General features: G+C 61.8%; 18 protein-coding genes. 6 read left to right on the top strand and 12 right to left on the bottom strand.

All coding sequences use genetic code 11. From position 1 onward, the window contains the following. Positions 1–205: 205 nt before the first annotated feature. A complete protein-coding gene (locus tag NBG89_RS28970; RefSeq protein ID WP_416068600.1) occupies positions 206–376 on the top strand; it encodes a hypothetical protein in 171 nt (56 codons plus the stop codon). Between the two features lie 17 nt (positions 377–393). Here the strand turns inward: NBG89_RS28970 and NBG89_RS28965 are convergent, their stop codons facing one another. From NBG89_RS28965 to NBG89_RS28950, 4 genes are all read right to left on the bottom strand, one after another. Then, a complete protein-coding gene (locus NBG89_RS28965) occupies positions 394–774 on the bottom strand; it encodes a hypothetical protein (RefSeq protein WP_416068601.1) in 381 nt (126 codons plus the stop codon). A gap of 209 nt (positions 775–983) precedes the next feature. Then, positions 984–1,142 carry a hypothetical protein gene (locus NBG89_RS28960; RefSeq protein WP_416068602.1) on the bottom strand — a complete coding sequence of 53 codons (159 nt, stop codon included), beginning with the start codon at positions 1,140–1,142 and terminating at the stop codon, positions 984–986. A gap of 377 nt (positions 1,143–1,519) precedes the next feature. Continuing rightward, a complete protein-coding gene (locus NBG89_RS28955; RefSeq protein WP_069460878.1) occupies positions 1,520–1,855 on the bottom strand; it encodes a hypothetical protein in 336 nt (111 codons plus the stop codon). A 71-nt stretch (positions 1,856–1,926) separates the two neighbouring features. Continuing rightward, positions 1,927–2,250 (bottom strand): DUF736 domain-containing protein, encoded by a 324-nt coding sequence (locus tag NBG89_RS28950; protein ID WP_416068603.1) that lies wholly within the window; start codon positions 2,248–2,250, stop codon positions 1,927–1,929. A gap of 637 nt (positions 2,251–2,887) precedes the next feature. Between NBG89_RS28950 and NBG89_RS28945 the strand changes: the two genes are divergently transcribed. From NBG89_RS28945 to NBG89_RS28930, 4 genes are all read left to right on the top strand, one after another. Next, a complete protein-coding gene (locus NBG89_RS28945; RefSeq protein ID WP_416068604.1) occupies positions 2,888–3,151 on the top strand; it encodes a WGR domain-containing protein in 264 nt (87 codons plus the stop codon). A gap of 80 nt (positions 3,152–3,231) precedes the next feature. Next, positions 3,232–3,510, top strand: coding sequence for an HU family DNA-binding protein (locus NBG89_RS28940; protein ID WP_416068605.1), 279 nt, complete (start codon positions 3,232–3,234; stop codon positions 3,508–3,510). 153 nt (positions 3,511–3,663) lie between these two features. Next, complete coding sequence (locus tag NBG89_RS28935; protein WP_416068606.1) at positions 3,664–3,921, top strand: ribbon-helix-helix domain-containing protein; 258 nt, start codon at positions 3,664–3,666, stop codon at positions 3,919–3,921. Further along, on the top strand, positions 3,921–4,292 hold the full coding sequence (locus NBG89_RS28930; RefSeq protein WP_431324642.1) for a type II toxin-antitoxin system RelE/ParE family toxin: 372 nt from the start codon (positions 3,921–3,923) through the stop codon (positions 4,290–4,292). The genes NBG89_RS28935 and NBG89_RS28930 overlap by 1 nt, the downstream gene beginning before the upstream one ends. 132 nt (positions 4,293–4,424) lie before the next feature. Here the strand turns inward: NBG89_RS28930 and NBG89_RS28925 are convergent, their stop codons facing one another. From NBG89_RS28925 to NBG89_RS28905, 5 genes are all read right to left on the bottom strand, one after another. Then, entirely contained in the window at positions 4,425–4,826 is a 402-nt protein-coding gene (locus tag NBG89_RS28925) for a hypothetical protein (RefSeq protein WP_416068607.1), read from the bottom strand. Positions 4,827–4,989: 163 nt separating this feature from the next. Then, on the bottom strand, positions 4,990–5,622 hold the full coding sequence (locus NBG89_RS28920; RefSeq protein ID WP_416068783.1) for a plasmid pRiA4b ORF-3 family protein: 633 nt from the start codon (positions 5,620–5,622) through the stop codon (positions 4,990–4,992). Between the two features lie 104 nt (positions 5,623–5,726). Further along, the gene (locus NBG89_RS28915) at positions 5,727–6,668 is read right to left on the bottom strand and encodes a DUF2493 domain-containing protein (protein ID WP_413990710.1); all 942 of its coding nucleotides are present in this window, start codon (positions 6,666–6,668) and stop codon (positions 5,727–5,729) included. A gap of 381 nt (positions 6,669–7,049) precedes the next feature. Then, positions 7,050–8,111 (bottom strand): DUF7146 domain-containing protein, encoded by a 1,062-nt coding sequence (locus NBG89_RS28910; protein ID WP_416068784.1) that lies wholly within the window; start codon positions 8,109–8,111, stop codon positions 7,050–7,052. Between the two features lie 5 nt (positions 8,112–8,116). After that, positions 8,117–12,529 carry a strawberry notch-like NTP hydrolase domain-containing protein gene (locus NBG89_RS28905; protein WP_416068608.1) on the bottom strand — a complete coding sequence of 1,471 codons (4,413 nt, stop codon included), beginning with the start codon at positions 12,527–12,529 and terminating at the stop codon, positions 8,117–8,119. A 306-nt stretch (positions 12,530–12,835) separates the two neighbouring features. Here NBG89_RS28905 and NBG89_RS28900 point away from each other — a divergent pair, with 306 nt between their 5' ends. Continuing rightward, entirely contained in the window at positions 12,836–14,026 is a 1,191-nt protein-coding gene (locus NBG89_RS28900) for a DUF1173 domain-containing protein (protein WP_416068609.1), read from the top strand. A 312-nt stretch (positions 14,027–14,338) separates the two neighbouring features. Here NBG89_RS28900 and NBG89_RS28895 read toward each other — a convergent pair whose 3' ends face one another. The 3 genes from NBG89_RS28895 to NBG89_RS28885 all read right to left on the bottom strand — a co-directional run bounded on the left by NBG89_RS28895 (position 14,339) and on the right by NBG89_RS28885 (position 16,537). Next, entirely contained in the window at positions 14,339–14,584 is a 246-nt protein-coding gene (locus NBG89_RS28895) for a type II toxin-antitoxin system VapB family antitoxin (protein WP_416068610.1), read from the bottom strand. Between the two features lie 151 nt (positions 14,585–14,735). Next, the gene (locus NBG89_RS28890) at positions 14,736–15,179 is read right to left on the bottom strand and encodes a DUF3846 domain-containing protein (protein WP_416068611.1); all 444 of its coding nucleotides are present in this window, start codon (positions 15,177–15,179) and stop codon (positions 14,736–14,738) included. Positions 15,180–15,355: 176 nt separating this feature from the next. Further along, positions 15,356–16,537 carry a DUF932 domain-containing protein gene (locus NBG89_RS28885; RefSeq protein WP_431324641.1) on the bottom strand — a complete coding sequence of 394 codons (1,182 nt, stop codon included), beginning with the start codon at positions 16,535–16,537 and terminating at the stop codon, positions 15,356–15,358. Positions 16,538–16,704: the final 167 nt, after the last annotated feature.

Raw genomic sequence — 16,704 nt, 5'->3', positions numbered from 1 at the left:
CCAACAGGATCGGTTCGTTCGGCATGGGGCCATGTATCGCCGCAGCCGTTCTCAATCACACGCAGAGCAGAGCCTGGCTTTGCCACGGTCCCGGCTAGTCGGTGAATTCCGAGCTACTGGACGGTATGCTGGCTGACGATCGGCGAGCGTCGGATGGCCATGACGATATCACGCTCTGGCTCGTCGGCGCCTGCAAGACATTTGCGTGGCGCCCGAGATTGTCGACTCGCTCGCCGAAGAGCGGGCCTCGAATGCGTTTGCCGCTTCGATGGTTCGCACCCGATTTTCCGACGACCCAGCTGTCATGTCGATCGACGTCGAATTTGCCTATGACGGCGAGCGATGGATTGAAGAAATCTTGCAGCATTCGTGGTAGCGCCAGTCGGCGGGTTTCTACCGTTGACGCCGATATCGCTCGAACGGTTCTTCAGCACCAGGCGGCGTGAACCAATCGACGAACATTGTATAGCCAAGGGCAAAGGCGACAAACCCGATCGCTATGAGGCCGATCAGCCAAAACGGCATGCCCGCCGCCGCCTGCGGATGGGCAAGGACGACGATCGACATCGGCGGCATGACGATTGCCGCCAGAACCAGCATCCCGGTGAACGGCCGAAACGCGCACAGGAGATAGAAGGCGACATACCAGATGCAATAGAGGACGATGCGGCCGACGGCTTTGAGAAATTCAAAAGGCAAAGCAAGCAAGCGCCAATAGGGAGCTTTCCGAATTGGATCGGAATGATCGGTCGTGGCGTGAGGATCAATTGTCATGAAAGGACATCCGGTTGCGGCGTGCGACGAGGGCGCTCTCACTTGCATCTGCTGGCAACGGCGGGAAATCCGGCTGTTGCCATATACTGGCGTTTCTGCACGAGTCTAATCGCGATCAAGCCATAGCGCAACTGTGGGAACACGGTGCCAGCGCGAGGGGCCGGTCGATCCAGCCTCTCGCGCTCCAGAGCCGAGCGAAAGAAGCTGCCTCACGGCAGCTGCTCCCGGGCATATTCCTCGAGCTCGGACTTCAGCACCTCCAGTTCAGCCTCGATCATGCGGCGCTCTTCCAGGGACGCCGCCTCTTTGGCCTCGGCCCGCAGTTCCTCGATGGTGCATTCAAGGGTGAAATAGTAGCTGTTCGTCATCGTCGTCATCCTTGTTGACGTGAAAGATGCCGACGGCCGTCATGAGGCAAGGAAGGGGTCAAGGCTCGCGGAACGCGACCGGCGGAGCCGGACGAGCGGAGGAACCGATTTTTCTGGAGCGGAGTGCAACGCAGCGGAGGAAAAATTGCGAGGGGCCGCTCGGGCCTTGAGGCCTTCCTTGCCTCATGACAGACTTGGACAGTCTGAGCAGAAAACCAACCTCTCGTGTGGCACCAAAAAGCGAGCGGCAGCGAAGCTGCCGCCTCTGAGAGCAGCCCCGGAAGGCACGCTCGGCGAAATGGCGCCGACGAAATTCTGGATCAGATATCGCCCGCGGCCGTCATCGGATAACTGCGGGCTCAGACGTTACCGCGAGATCAGGTCGGGGTGGTCTTGCCGCTCAACAGCGCTTCAAGGAGAGGGTCGGCATGAGAGCGCCATCCTTCGCGGGCGAGATCGTCGGCGAGAGACCTGACCGTATCGGCGGCCATCGGGAGGAAGTCGTAGCCCTGAGCCAGTGCCGCGGTGCGCAGAGCGGAAAGCGTTTCGTAGGCTCGGAAATCGGTTCCGAGCCAGAGGGCGAGATCCTCGCCTTCCGAGTCGGGGAATGCCTGCAGGAAGAAGGTCTGCAGTGGACGATCGTAGCCGATAATGGCATCCGGATCGGTTGCTTGGCTGGCAAGCTGGGCGACGGTGATGGTGTAGCGGCTCATGGGAAGGTCCTTTTCGGAGCGGTGTCGTGTCCGGGATGGGACCGGCCCCTTGAGGGGCCGGTCGCCGGCCTTCAGGCCGGGTTGTTCCAGAGGATGACCTTGCGGTTCGGTTCGCCGCCGGGCGCGGGGGCGAGGTTTCCGAAGATGACGCCAATCTCAGGGGCCTCCAGCTTGACCGAGAGGTATTCCTCGCCGGTCTGGCGGGCGATGCGGTTCCAGCCGGCGCCGATCTCGAAACCGGTCTTGCGGTGGATGATGCGGTAGTCGGGGGCTTCCTCGCTTGCCTTGTGGCTGTTCGGGACGATGGCGATCGGGGCGTTGACCCGGATGGTTGCGAAGATGCCTTCGAGGCTGCCGTCAGTCTTCTGGGTGAGGGTTGCGATCGTGGTGGCCATGGTAGTTACTCCTTCGGTTGCTCGGGACCATTCCCGATGGCGCCCGAAGAAGGGGCCGCGCCGCAGGCGTCACCGGAGCGGAGCGCAGGGGAACCCCCTTGCGGGGTTGACGCTGGTTGCGGCCGGTCCCTTAGAAAGGCGACATAGAGAACGGGAATGGCCCCGGAGCGCGAACGAAGGTTGATGCAGCAATGGCCATCCGATTGCGCCGGGCCAGATCTGACGGCGTGAACGAATTTCGAGACCATCAGGATCGCCCGCCTCCTCGTCCCCACCGCCGACGGGGAAATTGAGCGCCGGCTTCCATCCGTCACTGGGGCCAACTGAGATCGTCGGTGTGCCACACCCGGCAACAGCCGGGCGGCGGCTCTGGCCGGTCAACGCAGTAGGCGCGACGGTGCGGTCTGTTTGCATGTCCCCGGCGCCGGTGACGCCAACACCTGGGGTCCCCTCTGACAGCAACAGGGCACGGGCCTTGCCGCCGACAACGGGGGAGCGATCTGGCACCGTGTGGCAACCGCCTCATCCGCTCGCTCCGCGCGAAGCGATCCATCTATCAACGCCATGAATCAGTCCCGCCTGATCGATTCAAAACAGTCGTTGGACAGGCCGCCCGGTTGCCACGATTCTTTGAGACATGGCTCTCTATTCGTTCAAACTCTACTGTCAGCGCGTTGACGCCACACGCAACATGGCGCGCTACTATATGCTGGCGATCGAGACGACGTTGTTCGGCGAGACGGCTGTCGTGCGGTCCTGGGGGCGGATCGGCAAACGCGGCGGCATCAAATGCGAGGTCTTTTCAACCGAGCGGGACGCGGCACGCCACTTCCTGGAATTGGCGCGGCGGAAACGCCAGAAGGGCTACATTCCCGTCGGAAACTGTGGAAATGCCACATGAACCGGACAAGGCGACCGGCCGGGAAGGTGACATCGACCGTCCTTCGATGAAATGGTCATGCTTTTAGAGAGGGACTGATCATGACCACAGCCAATGAAATCGCCGACAAGATTGCCGCCGACCATCAGTTGACCAAAGCGCAGAGCAAGGCGATCGTCGAAGCCGTATTCCGGGAGATCACCACGGCCGCGACCACAGGCGCTGAAACGTCGATCCCGGGATTTGGTAAGTTTAAGCCGAAAGACACGCCCGAGCGGGAAGCACGCAATCCCGCGACTGGCGCCACAATTAAGGTTGCCGCAGCAAGAAAGCTTGCATTCACGCCCGCCAAGGCGCTCAAGGATGCGTTGAACAAATAGGCAGACCAGTCGCCTATGCATCCACCGACATGAGCCCACCATCCTTTATCAGAACGGACTGGCGTCAAATTTGTAGCGCGCAATGTCAAATATTGACATTGCGGCTCGCATCAAGAACAATTTGCGACGAAAACCAACCAGGAGGGCGTGGTCGTGACCAGCAGCCTGCATGTAAGTTTGCCCGATGAAATGCGCGCATTCGTCGATATGCGCGCCAACGGGAAGAGTCAGTACACAACGCCGAGCGAATATGTGCGCGCTCTCATTCGCGAAGATATGGCGCGTGAAGAAGACCGCCGCTATGCAATCCGTTCTCTTTTGAGAGCGGAGGAGGAGTTTCGTCGTGGGGAAATGCTGCCCTTGTCGGCTTTGGATGCCGTCGATGCGGAACTGGATAAAGAACTGCGCTAGTGGCCCCTCGCGTCCTCATTTTGCCGACTGCACTCGACAACTATCGCCTTGCCGTTCGTGAAACCGCGCGGAAATGGTCGCCAGAACAAGCTAAGATATATGGTCGCCTGCTGCGCGCAGGTTTCGACACTATCCCGGAAGTATATGCCCGCGTAAGGACGAAGAAGGACGACCGTGTTGGTCATTATTTGTTCCGGCTTCACAAGATCGAGCATCACTATGCCGTCTATATCGTTGTCGACGACGAAACTTTCATTATTGCCGCCGTGTTGCATGAGCGGATGGATATTCCGACCCAATTGCGAGCGATCGAACGGTTGACTGACAGAGACTATGAAGTCCTTATGGGGCATCCTCGACCGAAGCAGTGAAAGCGAGCCGCCTAGCGGGAGCCGCAGTGGCCGAATGTGCAGTTCCTCACCGACGCGCTCGAACTCCACCTCATTGTCATTCTGACTGTAGGCAAGATCGGCCGAGAGATTTTTCCAAGGCACACCTGAGATTCAAAGCTTTTCGGCGAGATCCTCATCGACCGGTTCGAACCCGACCTTTGCAAGAATACACTCCATCGACCGTTTGGCACGGGCGAATGCCGCGAGCGCCTTCAGTGACGGTTCGCCCAACTCCTCGAAACGCTTGTTTATCTGCTCCATCTCAAGCTCCGCGTCGGCAATCGCGACCGCGTCTGCATCCGGACCTTGCCGATAGAGAACCAAGTATCTTTGCGATGCTGCCCCACGAAGAGCCTCCAGCCGCTCGAACTCGGCTTCGAACCAGAGAAAAGGACCCTTCGTTTTCTCATAGGCGCGTAGCGCCAGGCGAGCCTGAATGCGTGTGATGAAACCAGGACGCCGTTGAACACGAAACCGCAGCCCCTGGAACTCGATGACCTCAGACTCTCTCAAAGACTACCTCCCATCAATCGTCGTTCTCAAGTCGGCAGGGCAATGCCCGCGTGGCGGCGTTCGTCGTGGAGGCGGCGAATCGTCCACCTCAGATCAGAAGATCCACCACAGAAGTTTGACTGGACTTTGCGCCGCGCCAGCAAAAGGCAATCGGCAATATTTGTCACATTCCCGATTTGCCGCGCCGGGACGGGGGCTTCGGCTGGTAAAGCCGCCGCTTCACGTTTGCGCGCAAAGCGTTGCGAACATCCTTGTCGACGATTGCGAGGTCGAACCATTCCGGATCGAAATGTCCACCGCACCAGCGCTTGGTTTCTGCGTATTCGGGATCGGACGGATCGGCCATGATGTCCAGGAAGCGCTCGTATCCCGACACGCCACCGACATCCTCGGGCGGGCGGGCGCGAGCACCTTGGACGCACGCGCCATGTTTCGGGGGCGCGTCCAATGCGAGAAACTCTTCCACCACGACCGAATGGCGCCAGTTGTCGCCGAAGTCGTAGATATAGGTAAACCGGGCGCCCTCAGCGAAATCGCAAAGCCGCACCTCCCGAAAATCAAAGACGCGCGGATCGTCGTCAAGCGCATCTTCCGTCAGGAGCGCGACGTCACCATAGCGCAGTCCGCCGATACGGAACTCGTGGAGATGATAATTCCACCAGTTGAATGCCGCCTGGATGGCAAGGTGCAATTGCTCGAGGTTCCATTGGCTCGGCAGGACGAGACGACGCCAGACATCCGGCTCGATCTCGTCGAGGCAAACGCGAATCTGGACGGCATTGAAGGTCGTGACCATGGCCTGAATGAACAAGAGAGAGCGGGAGCGGTCAAGGCAGGGCTTGAGGCTCAATCATGAATAATGCCATGCGGTCATCCCGCATGGCAGTTCTCCAAGGTCGCTCAAACGCTCTCGCCGTTCGCCTGCCAGACGGGGATACCGAGGCGGCGGGCCTTGTCGGCGAGATTGCCGGTAATCCCGGAGCCCGGGAAGATGATGACGCCCGCAGGCATCACCGACAACATCTCGTCGTTTCGACGAAAAGGAGCTGCCTTGGCGTGCTTTGCCCAGTTCGGCTTGAAGGCGATCTGCGTCACTTTGCGGCTTTCGGCCCAGCAGGCGGCGATGCGCTCCGCGCCTTTCGGAGAGCCGCCGTGCAGGAGAACCATGTCGGGATGCTTGGCATGGGCAAGGTCGAGTTTACCCCAGATCCGCTCATGATCGTTGTAGTCCATGCCGCCGGAAAAGGCGATCTTGGTACCGGCCGGCATCAGCACCTCGGTCTCGGCGCGACGGCGGGCCGACAGGAAGTCTTTCGAGTCGATCATAGCCGCGGTCATGTTGGCGTGGCTGACCTTGGAGCCGGTGCGCGGCCGCCAGGCCGAGCCCGTCTCGGCTTCGAACAGGTCAGCCGCATAGTCGCGCATAAATTCGAAAGCGTTGCGGCGCTCAAGAAGGGTGATGCCCTCGGCGATGTGGCGCTCCAGCTCGACGCTTTTCACCTCCGAGCCGTCCTGTTCGCTCTGCCCGGTTCGTTGTGCATCTTCGTTGCGCTGCAGTTCGCGCTGGATGCGTTCGCCGGCACGGTGGAAGAGATTGACCGTCGACCAGTAGAGGTCTTCGAGATCGGGCTCGAGCCGCGTGTCGCCGAGCATTTCGGTGAGGGCGTCGAAGATCGCGGTCAGCGCGGAGTGGACGACCGGTTCCTCCGGTAGGGGCCGTGGATCCGGCTCGTCCTGGAAGGGGCGATAGCCATGGATCTGCATCTCGTAGATGAAGCGGTCGGTCGGGGAGGATGCGTGGTGAGGCTCGAAGGCGTCGTCAATGGGAAGCGTGCGGTTCATGATGGTCTCCGTCGGTTTCGGCCGCGCCTCTCGCGGCCTGACGGCGATCCCTGTTCATGCGGCAGACGGGCCGGAACCGCGAGCAAAGCGAGCGGCCCAGCGAAGCGCCGGGCGGCGGAGGGAAGGTTTCTTGGCCCGCGAGGAGCGCCGGCCCGGCATCGGCCCGGAAGCGGTCCCGCTTTCCGGATCAGCCGATGCGCGAAAAATGCGCCGGCGCGGGGTAGAAACCTGACCGACCCGCTGAAGGCCTGGACGCGGCATGATAAGGGTCGCCTCTCGCCAGGCCCGCAGGCGCGCAAACCCGGATGGCGGCCTTTCCGGACCGGCACTGTTCATCACGCCGCAACACCGCGCTCGCCATGTGCCTCCCCGGCTGCCGCGTCATACGGACAGAAGCGTATGCGCATCCTCCGGTGCGAGCTGGTCGCGGAGATTTGCCAAGAGCCGGTCGGGCCCAAGACGTCGCAGGTCCTCGTTGAAGTCGCCGAGTTCGGGGTTAAGCACCAGCGGCAGGATGCCGAGCGCCTGCGCCCGGCGGCTCAACCCTTCGATGCCGTGCCGGCCGGCGGCATCGGCGTCAGCGGCGAGGTAGAGGCGCAGACACCCTGCCGGCGGCCGGAAGGCGGCGAGGTGATTGGCCGTCAGCGCCGAAACCATCGGCATGGCGGGCATCACATGAGACAGCGACAATATGCTTTCGAGTCCTTCACCCGCGATCATGACCGGCACAAGGTCTTTTGCGGGAAAGCCGAACCGCACTGCATTGCCGAGCAGCGTACCCAGCGCACGGCGGGGTGTGTCGACCGAAGCCTTGCCGATGCAGCCCGGCTCGGATCCGGAGCACGCAAGGTATGTGCGATGCACGCCCGTGATCGCACCGGATTGATCGGTCACGGCAGCGATCAGGGCCGGATAGCGGCTGGTCCTGCCGCTTGCGAGATCGCGGTAGTAGCAGGATGGGTGAAACCGCAGCGCCGGATGCAAGGCCGCCCGCAGGATGCCGCGCTGGCGCAGGTAGCCGTCGGCGAGCGTGCCGGCAAGCGGTTCGGTCATCCGAAACAGCCGTCGTGCCCGTTCGCCAGCCGGTCGGTCGATCGACGCAGTTGGAGCGTCACCGCTTTGCGACAATCCCGGTTCAGCACGGGCTGGATCACGGGGCTCGTTCAGGAAACGCCGCGCCTCATCGGCGACGTCACGGAAGTCGACAAGCCCTGAGGCCTCCCGTACGAGATCGAGCAAATCGCCATATTGGCCGGAGGCGGCATCGGTCCAGCGACCCGCACGATCACCTTTAAGCCGAACATAGAGCGAACGGCCCTTGTTGTTGGCGACATCGCCGACGATCCAGTAATTGCCGGCCCGGTGGCCGGCGGAGAGATAATGGCGGCAGACAGCCTCCGCGTCGCGCGCGAGACGATCCGCCAGTTGCGAGGCGGATAACATCACGGTCACCCCCGGCCGTCGACGTCGACAACGTGATGCCGTTCAATCAGGCGCGAGAGGATCGCCGGTCCTTCCTCCGACGTTGGAATGAAGTACCGCAATTTCCAGGCGATCATTTCCGAGAACAGGCCGATTGCTCGGAGCCTGTCGCGCATGCCGTCGGTGAAGCCGGTGAGCTCGATGCGGTAGTTGTTCATCGCCCGGACACGCCGCAGCGTCATGCCGCCGGCAAGTCCGACAACCGAGGATCCGGCGAGCAGCGATTGCCAGATCTGATCGGCGCTGACGACTTCGGACTGGTCGAGCCCGAAATTCCGGCACAACCGAGAGAGCCCTTCGGACGTTATCAGTCGGCCGACGATGCGCTCACCCTCGTCGGTCTGAAGGCGATAGACCCGGCAATAATCCTGCGGCAGCAATTTCCAGATCGGCAATAGCAGGCCCGAAACGACATGCATCGTCGACAGCGAAAATTCGGGGAGATTGGCGACCTCGGCCTCCCAGGCGGCCGAGAAGGTTTGCTTGTCCGTTTCCTCCCAATTCGTCTCTTCGAGCTGGCGCAGCTCGAAGCGGATCTCGTCCATCGGCCGGATGAGCGCCACCCGCGGCTCAATTGATCCGTCATCGAGCATGACCGAGCGAGCCGGAACCTGGACGGCCGGGCGGCCGGACTTGCCGTTGATCACAAGCTTCGCTTGGCGATCATGCGCGGCGAGTTCCAATGCGTCGGAAAGCACCATCGGCCTGTTGCGATCCATGCGTTCGATGGTCAAGAGATGCGACTGCGCGCCGGTGACCGGATGGGTATAGACCAGCCGCCGATCCTTCACCGTCATGCGGTCCGCAACAAGCGTCTCCAGCCCCTTGTCGTAAACGCCGGACGCAATCGCGCCCTCGACACGGGCGGCGAGCAATTGCTCGAAGGCATCGAACAGCAAGTTCTGCATGCGAACCGTCAGCGCCAGCATCCGATTGAGGAAGGTGTGAATTGGCGGCAGCTCGTCCTTGAGACCACCTTCCTCTGCCGTCAATGAAAGGCCGGTGATCGTCTCGAACGTTTCGAGCGAGCAGCCTTCGATACCGCCGCCATGGATGAGCCTATAGAACTGCCTGAGCGCATCGCGGGCATATTGGGATTCGAGATTATCCTCGGAGCGGAACATCCCCTGCCCGCCCGTCTGACGCTGTCCGCGCGTGATCGCTCCAAGCGTGTCGAGACGCCGGGCGATGGTCGACAGAAATCGCCGTTCGGCCTTGACGTTGGTGGCGATCATGCGGAAGCGCGGCGGCTGCGCCTGGTTGGTACGATGACTGCGTCCCAGCCCCTGGATCGCCACGTCCGCCCGCCATCCGGCCTCGAGGAGATTGTGGAGCCGCAGCCGCTGGTTCCTGGCGCCGAGGTCGGCATGGTAGGAGCGTCCCGTGCCGCCGGCTTCGGAGAAGATCAGGATCGGCTTCTCGTCATCCATGAAAGCGCGCGTCTCGTCGAGATTGGCGCTGCCCGGCCGGTTCTCGACGGCAAAGCGGGCAATCGCGCCGCTGCCGTCACGGCGCACGATCCGACGCGTGCGGCCGGTGATCTCGGCAACGCGGGTCGTGCCGAAGTGCTGGACGATCTGGTCGAGCGCCGTTGGAATGGCAGGCAGACTGCCGAGCCGTTCGAGGAGAGCGTCCCGGCGGGCGACGGCTTCGCGGCAAAGGACTGGATTGCCGTCGGCATCATGGACCGGCCGCGACAGCAGATTGCCCTGGTCGTCGGAATATTCCTCGAAAAGCTGGATCGGGAAGGAATGGTTGAGATATTCCGCGACGATCTCGCGCGGTGTGACGTCGACCTGGATATCGCCCCACTCCTCGGTCGGGATTTCTGCCAGCCGGCGTTCGGTGAGCGACTGGCCGGTGGAGATGATCTGAACGATCGCCGCGTGGCCTTGGTCCAGATCGTTGTTGATCGCACCAATCAGTGCGGGCGTCTTCATCGAGGTCAGAAGATGATTGAAGAAACGCTGCTTCGAGCTTTCGAAGGCCGAACGCGCCGCGGCCTTGGCGTTTTTGTTGAGTGTGCCCGTGCTGCTACAAATGCCGGAGGCCTCGAGCGCCGCGTCGAGATGATTATGAATGACCTGGAAAGCCTCGGCGTAGGAATCGTAGATGCGTACCTGTTCGTCGGTGAGCGCATGTTCGAGGATATCGTATTCGACGCCTTCGAAGGAGAGCGACCGCGAGGAGTAGAGGCCCATGGCCTTGAGATCGCGGGCAAGCACTTCCATGGTCGCCACCCCGCCGTCCTCGATCGCCGCAATGAACTCGGATCGCGTCGAGAACGGAAAGTCGGCGCCTCCCCAGAGGCCCAGCCGTTCGGCATAGGCAAGCGACTCGACTTCGGATGCACCGGTCGCGGAGACATAGACGACGCGGGCATCGGGAAGGGCACGCTGCAGACGCAGACCGGCGCGGCCCTGTTGCGAAGCAGCCTTTTCCCCGCGCTCGGACCTGCCGCCCGCAGCGTTTGCCATCGCATGACCTTCGTCGAAGATCACAACTCCGTCAAAATCGCCTCCCAACCAGTCAACGATCTGCTGGACGCGCGACCGCTTTCCCTCGCGTTCGTCACTTCGCAGTGTGGCGAAAGTGACGAAGAGGATGCCTTCGTGGAGCTTAATCGGCGCGCCCTGGCGGAACCGTGAAAGCGGCGTGACCTGCAGCTTCTCCTGGCCGAGCGCGCTCCAGTCGCGCTGTGCATCCTCGATCAGCGTCTCGGATTTCGAGATCCATAGATGGCGGCGGCGTCCTTTAAGCCAGTTGTCCAAAATAATCCCGGCCGCTTGACGGCCCTTGCCGGCGCCTGTGCCGTCTCCCAGGAACCAGCCGCGCCGATAGCGGACCGCGCCCTCGGCGTTTGGAGTCACGGCCCTGAGATTGTCAAAGCTCGCATCGACGGACCAGTGGCCGGCGAGATAGCCGGAATGGGCTTCGCCGGCATAGATCACGCTTTCGAGCTGGGCGTCGGAAAGATCGCCTTTGGTGACGGCACGCTTTGGCAGATGCGGGCGGTAGGTCGGTTTGGGTGGCGCGACCGACGCCATTGCGACGGACTCCACAAGCCTGTCCGGATGGGGTTTTGCATCGGGGATATTGATCGCCTGCAGTTGATAGGGCTCGTAAATGCCGTCGGCGACATCAACCCGGATTTTGGGCGAAGCATCGCGCAGCTCGTAGGAGAGTTCGACGACCTGATCGTCGGCAGGGCGCACAGGCGAGAACCCGGGACGAAGGGCACGGACAGCAGGCGAAGGGCGCACCGTAGACGCTCTGGCCGCCACAGGGCGCAGGGTGTCGGCACGTTGGCGTACGGCCATTGTCGTGCAGTCGGACAGGATGCCGGTGGGTAGGAGGCACTGGGAACGCGGCGGAAGGTCGGAAATCCAGGCGAGCAACGTTTCCGGATCGGGAGCGACACCGTGCGAGGCAACGAGGCTCGCTGGATCGGCGGGGGCGATCTTGTCGATCACCGTCAGGCGCGTCTCGATTGTCGTGCCGTGCCGCGCATAGACGCCGCCGCCGATGGCGGCGCTGAACAGGACCGAGCCGCGCTCCTGCAAGCGAACGAAGGCGCCGCGCCAGTTCGGGTTGTCGGGAGAAAGGCTGGCACCGGTAATCGCCACGAGCCGCCCACCCGGGGCAAGCCGCGCGAAGGCCGAGGTCATATGACGCCATGCGGCGTCGGCCATGCGGCCCTCGACGTGAACGCCGGCTGAAAACGGCGGGTTCATCAGCACGACGGTCGGGCTCACTGAACGGTCGAGGTAGTCGTCGATGTGGGCTGCGTCATGCTGCGTGACCGGCGCGGCGGCAAAGAGTTGCTCGAGAAGCGCATGCCGGACGGGCGCATATTCGTTGAGTGCCAGGCGTGCATGGGCAAGCTCGGCGAAGATTGCCATCAGTCCCGTCCCGGCAGACGGTTCGAGCACGATGTCGTTCGCCACGAGGCCGGCAGCGCGGGCCGCGACATAGCCCAGCGGAATCGGCGTTGAGAATTGCTGAAACTGCAGGCTTTCCTCAGAGCGGCGCGTATGGCTCGGGATCAGGTCCGCTATCTTCGTCAACATCGCAAGTGCTGCCTCCGACGCGTTTGAGCGGGCGGCGATCGCCGCACCGAACTTGCGCAGGAAGAGCACCTGCGCGACTTCGCATGCCTCGTAGGCGTCTTTCCAGGTCCAGAGGCCCTCGGCATCCGAGCCGCCGAAAGCATCGGTCAGGTTGGTGCGGAGATCGGCGGCGTCGATTGCCTCTCCACGTTCAAGAAGCAGCAGAAGCGCCTCGCCGGCTTTGCGGATTTTACTGGCGCGGAAACGTTCGTTTGAGGTGCCACCCCGCATGGCCGCAGCGTTCGCGGCCGTGGAAGAGATCACGTTCATGGGATACCCTGTTCGAGAGCGAGAAAGGACCGGCCCGCACGGACGCTCTCCAAGTCCCGGCAGGCCAACCCATTTCGGCCCCTCTCTCCCTCTCCAAACGCTCAGCACCGGCACAACACGGGCTGCGACCGGTGCGAGCTCAGGCCCATACCGTCGTTCCCTTCCAATTCCGCTGCGTTGGCTCCCTGCCGGGCCGAAGCAATGACCCATAGTGGTTTTTCTGCGCTAGTATAGTCGACCGGCTTCGTGTTACATCGCAGTCGGCGCGATCACGTGCGACTGAAATGACCGATCAGGAGGGACAATGTGCGGCGGTTTCTAATCGGCGGCAGGTCATTCGAAGAGGGTTCTCCGGAATTGCAGGGTGTCCTCCCGCAGGCGTATGAACAGAAGCTCCGGCCGCAGTGCCAGTGCAAGGACCCGCCGGTCCCAATGTATATTGCCCAGGTTGACGGCCAATACCTCGTCAAGCGGATGCCGCTGACCGGGCGGGATCACGAAGCCGGCTGCTCATCCTTTGAGCCGCCCTACGAGCTCTCCGGTCTCGGCCCACTGATCGGGAACGCGATCCAGATCGACGCGGCATCCGGATCGTCGCTCCTCAAGCTCGATTTTTCCCTGTCCAAACGCGGCAGTCGCGCAAGCGCCGCTCAGCCATCGCGACCGGCCGAGAGTGTGCGCAATGAAGCGAAGAAACTGTCGCTGCGCGCCCTGCTGCACTATCTTTGGGATACGGGCGAACTGACAGAGTGGACCGCGCTCTGGAGCGGAAAGCGCGGCTGGGGGCGTGTTCGCGCAAGCCTTGTCAATGCGGCTACCCAAATGAACGTTCGCGGTGCGCCGCTCAGCGACATCCTATTTGTCCCTGAGGCGTACCACCCGGAGGACAAGGACGGGATCGCTGCTCGCCGTGCGGCGACACTTGCCGGCGCCAAAGCGTCGGGTTCGGGTCCGCGTAAACTCATGCTGGCGGTGGCGGAGGTGAAGGACTTCGACGCTGCGAGAGACGGCCAAAAAATCCTGGTGCGCCACCTACCCTTCCCCTTCATGATCGAAGCCGGCACCTGGAGACTCCTGAACGCCAGGTATGAAAGAGACCTCGAGCTTTGGCGTTCGAGCAATGAGTTTCATCTCATCATGATCGCGACCTTCGGGATTTCGGGGGCGGGGATAGCCACGGTGGAGGAAGTCGCGCTGATGGTGGTCAATGAGAACTGGATTCCGTTCGAGAGCGTCGAGGAACAACGCCTTTTGGAAAAGTTGTCCGGATGGCGGCGCAAGAGCGTGAAGGGCTTACGCTTCAATCTAGCCGCAGATCAACCGATCGCATCTGTCACGCTGCCCCAAGAACGGTCAGGACCGGTCGCGATGTATATCGTGCCGGCTGGGGCGAGCAACGACTATGAGGCAGCGCTTGCGGATCTGAAGGAATCGCGGCCGGAAATGATCCCATGGGTCTGGCGTGTCGCCGAGGGTGATATGCCGAGACTGCCGTAGCAGTGGAATCAGGGAATGGTTTCCAGGTCTGTCGACCGAAATTCGTCCGCCGTGACAAGGATCGCGACGCCGTGGAACCTAGCGCACGCGTAGTGCAAGCTGTGGCCCAAGTTAAGGCCACGGCGTCCGCTGCGATAAAGATGGGCGGCAAGAATGGCAAGCCGCGTTGTCTCCGCCGTCGGCGGAGAACAGGTTCGAAAATGGCGACGGGCGACCTGAAAGGAACTCTTTCTGACGCGATGGCATCGGACGCGCGTGCTGCTTCCGGTTCGTCCGACAAGAGCGCGATAATCGCGCTGGCATCGACGAACATCAGCCATCGCTCCCCATGGCGTCAAAGACATCACGGGAAAGCGGCGTTCGTGTCTCGTCATTCATCGACACGCCATGCTTCTGCCGCAGCCGCGCCGCGGTTTCGAGCGGAGTTTCAGCATGGCTGCGGCGGTCGATCGCCTCGCGCATTGCGATGACGATTGCATCCGTGATGCCGACGCCGGCCATCCACGCGAACTTGCGCATCAGGAGCTCGGCTTCCGGATCATCGACTCTGATGGGCATGTCCGTCTCCATACGGATGGATCGAAACGGATTGTAGTTGATTGTTGAGCTCTTCCCAAGAGCTCCGAAACCTTGAGTTGACGATCCAGCCATTGGCGAATGGCCGGATTTCCGTTTGCATGGTCGAAGGCAAATGATCGGACCGCAACGATCAGTGGACATTTTTATCCATGACGGCGGGCGGGCGCCGGTCGACATGCACTTCCATGGCGCTCAGCCGCGTGCCGAAGATGCGCGGACCGTTTAGCGACTCGAATACCGGATGCAACATCGGCCTGACGATCGTAAGCCGGCTGGCTACGTCTTCGATTTCGGTCGTGACATCGACGGTCTCGCCATATTCATTCGTACCGATGATCAGGAGATTGCCCGCGAGCGGCGACGGATAGCCGTGAAGTTGCGTCACGCAAGGCAGGGCCTCCTGTAGACCGTTGTCGTCGACGACAATGGCAAGGGTCTCATTGATCTGTACCATGTCGATGAGATCGCAGCCGATCAGGTTTCGGATGACGGCAAGCCAGTTTTCTTCGGGGATCGCCACGATGCGGATCGTCGCGATTAGCGGCTCTACGAGATACGCTTTGGTGGTCTTCATGAGATTTCTCCATAATTTAGCGAAGGGACAGGCTGCTGCTCAGCGCCCATAAGGTCGGGACGGATCAGGCGTAGATCAGCCCAGTCTCGACTTCTTAGCCGCAGCAAGGGGAAGGCCCGGCGCAACGCCGGGCGATCAGGGGTTGGTTGAAAGGTTTGTCGAGGCGATCAGGAAGCTTATTCGAGCAGCTTCTTTGCCTTGCATTCCAGCTCAAGGCGGGCGTCCTGATGGGCTTTGCCCCGCGCGAGCGCCGTGATCCCTTGCACGAAGTCGAAAATCGAGTCGGGCGGGCGACCTTCTTCGCAAAGCACCGTCTCGATGATCTTGCCGGATTCGGCCTTGGAGAAGCCGCGCTTACGCAGGAAATCCGTGCGATCCTCGTCGTTTCGCGCAACGACCCGCTCGCGTGCCGCCCGGATGCCGGCCACAAAGGCGGCGGGCGAGGAATTGGCGAAATTCGTCAGCGCCGGTGCTGCCTCATGGGCAAAGCGCTGTGCCGCGAACTTCGAGTGCCGGATGGTGATTTCCTGGAAATTTTCGGTGCCCCACAAATTCCTGTTGGCACAAACGGCACGCAGGTAAAAGCTCGCGATTCCAAGTGTTTTCGAGCCGACCTCGCTGTTCCAGGCATAAAAGCCGCGGAAATACAAATCGGGCTCGCCGTTCGGCAACCGCCCCGCCTCGATCGGGTGGGTGTCATCGACCAAAAATACGAAGACATCGCGGTCGGAGGCATAGAGTGTCGTCGTGTCTTTGGTGATGTCGACGAAGGGGTTGTGGGTCATGGAAGACCAATCGAGGACCCCTGGTATTTTCCACAAGGTATCTCCAGTCCCATTACCGGCGATGTTCATGATCGCCGAGACGAGCGCGTGATCCCAGATCCTGCCATAGTCGGGACCCGTCACAGCCCTGAGCTCGGTGCGGCCGTCGTCCATCTCCAGCGTCTTTACGAGCTCAGTGCGGCCGTCGAGGAGGCCGTGCTGCAGGTTGATCGCGGCAAGCGGCGCGGGAAGCTGGCGCATGTAGCTCGCGGGAGCGCCGACCAGACTGCAAAGCTGGCCGTAGCCCCAATGGGTCGGCGCGATCGGCTGGCGTCCGCCCGGCACGACCAGTTCTAGTCGCTCGGCATTGCTGCGGGTCGCTTCGACGCGGATCGCCGAGGTTTCCACTGTCCGGACACGCGCTCGCTCGGCCCTGGACTTGACGGCATGATGGAGTTCGGAAAGCGACAGGTATCGCTCGTCGTCGGGGCGCGAGAACCATTCGGATGAAACCCGTCCGATGCGTTCGCCGCGGGAAATTTCGACCTTGAAGCCGGACGATGCCGGTTGAACGCTGGAGATCATCGTGTTCATAGGAGTCTCCTGGAACGAGAACGCCCGGCACTGGGCCGGGCTGTTGGGGATGGTGACTGCCGGAGGCGGTGGCAGCCGATGATGTGGTCAGATGTGAGTTCGCGACGGCAGGTTTCCGCACCCGTGACGGGCGAGACTTCTTCTCTCCCTCCGCCGCATCTTGACCG

This window comes from Rhizobium sp. YTU87027, from assembly GCF_050644135.1.
Lineage (GTDB): Bacteria > Pseudomonadota > Alphaproteobacteria > Rhizobiales > Rhizobiaceae > Rhizobium.
The sequence above is the reverse complement of the archived record's forward strand: the minus strand, read 5'-3'. Positions and strand labels throughout refer to the sequence as shown.

What these genes read in the sequence shown, in the direction of transcription:
- NBG89_RS28965 (WP_416068601.1), bottom strand. Translation starts at nt 774, where the DNA reads ATGACAATTGATCCTCACGCCACGACCGATCATTCCGATCCAATTCGG.
- NBG89_RS28960 (WP_416068602.1), bottom strand. Translation starts at nt 1,142, where the DNA reads ATGACGAACAGCTACTATTTCACCCTTGAATGCACCATCGAGGAACTG.
- NBG89_RS28955 (WP_069460878.1), bottom strand. Translation starts at nt 1,855, where the DNA reads ATGAGCCGCTACACCATCACCGTCGCCCAGCTTGCCAGCCAAGCAACC.
- NBG89_RS28950 (WP_416068603.1), bottom strand. Translation starts at nt 2,250, where the DNA reads ATGGCCACCACGATCGCAACCCTCACCCAGAAGACTGACGGCAGCCTC.
- NBG89_RS28945 (WP_416068604.1), top strand. Translation starts at nt 2,888, where the DNA reads ATGGCTCTCTATTCGTTCAAACTCTACTGTCAGCGCGTTGACGCCACA.
- NBG89_RS28940 (WP_416068605.1), top strand. Translation starts at nt 3,232, where the DNA reads ATGACCACAGCCAATGAAATCGCCGACAAGATTGCCGCCGACCATCAG.
- NBG89_RS28920 (WP_416068783.1), bottom strand. Translation starts at nt 5,622, where the DNA reads ATGGTCACGACCTTCAATGCCGTCCAGATTCGCGTTTGCCTCGACGAG.
- NBG89_RS28915 (WP_413990710.1), bottom strand. Translation starts at nt 6,668, where the DNA reads ATGAACCGCACGCTTCCCATTGACGACGCCTTCGAGCCTCACCACGCA.
- NBG89_RS28910 (WP_416068784.1), bottom strand. Translation starts at nt 8,111, where the DNA reads ATGTTATCCGCCTCGCAACTGGCGGATCGTCTCGCGCGCGACGCGGAG.
- NBG89_RS28905 (WP_416068608.1), bottom strand. Translation starts at nt 12,529, where the DNA reads ATGAACGTGATCTCTTCCACGGCCGCGAACGCTGCGGCCATGCGGGGT.
- NBG89_RS28895 (WP_416068610.1), bottom strand. Translation starts at nt 14,584, where the DNA reads ATGCCCATCAGAGTCGATGATCCGGAAGCCGAGCTCCTGATGCGCAAG.
- NBG89_RS28890 (WP_416068611.1), bottom strand. Translation starts at nt 15,179, where the DNA reads ATGAAGACCACCAAAGCGTATCTCGTAGAGCCGCTAATCGCGACGATC.
- NBG89_RS28885 (WP_431324641.1), bottom strand. Translation starts at nt 16,537, where the DNA reads ATGAACACGATGATCTCCAGCGTTCAACCGGCATCGTCCGGCTTCAAG.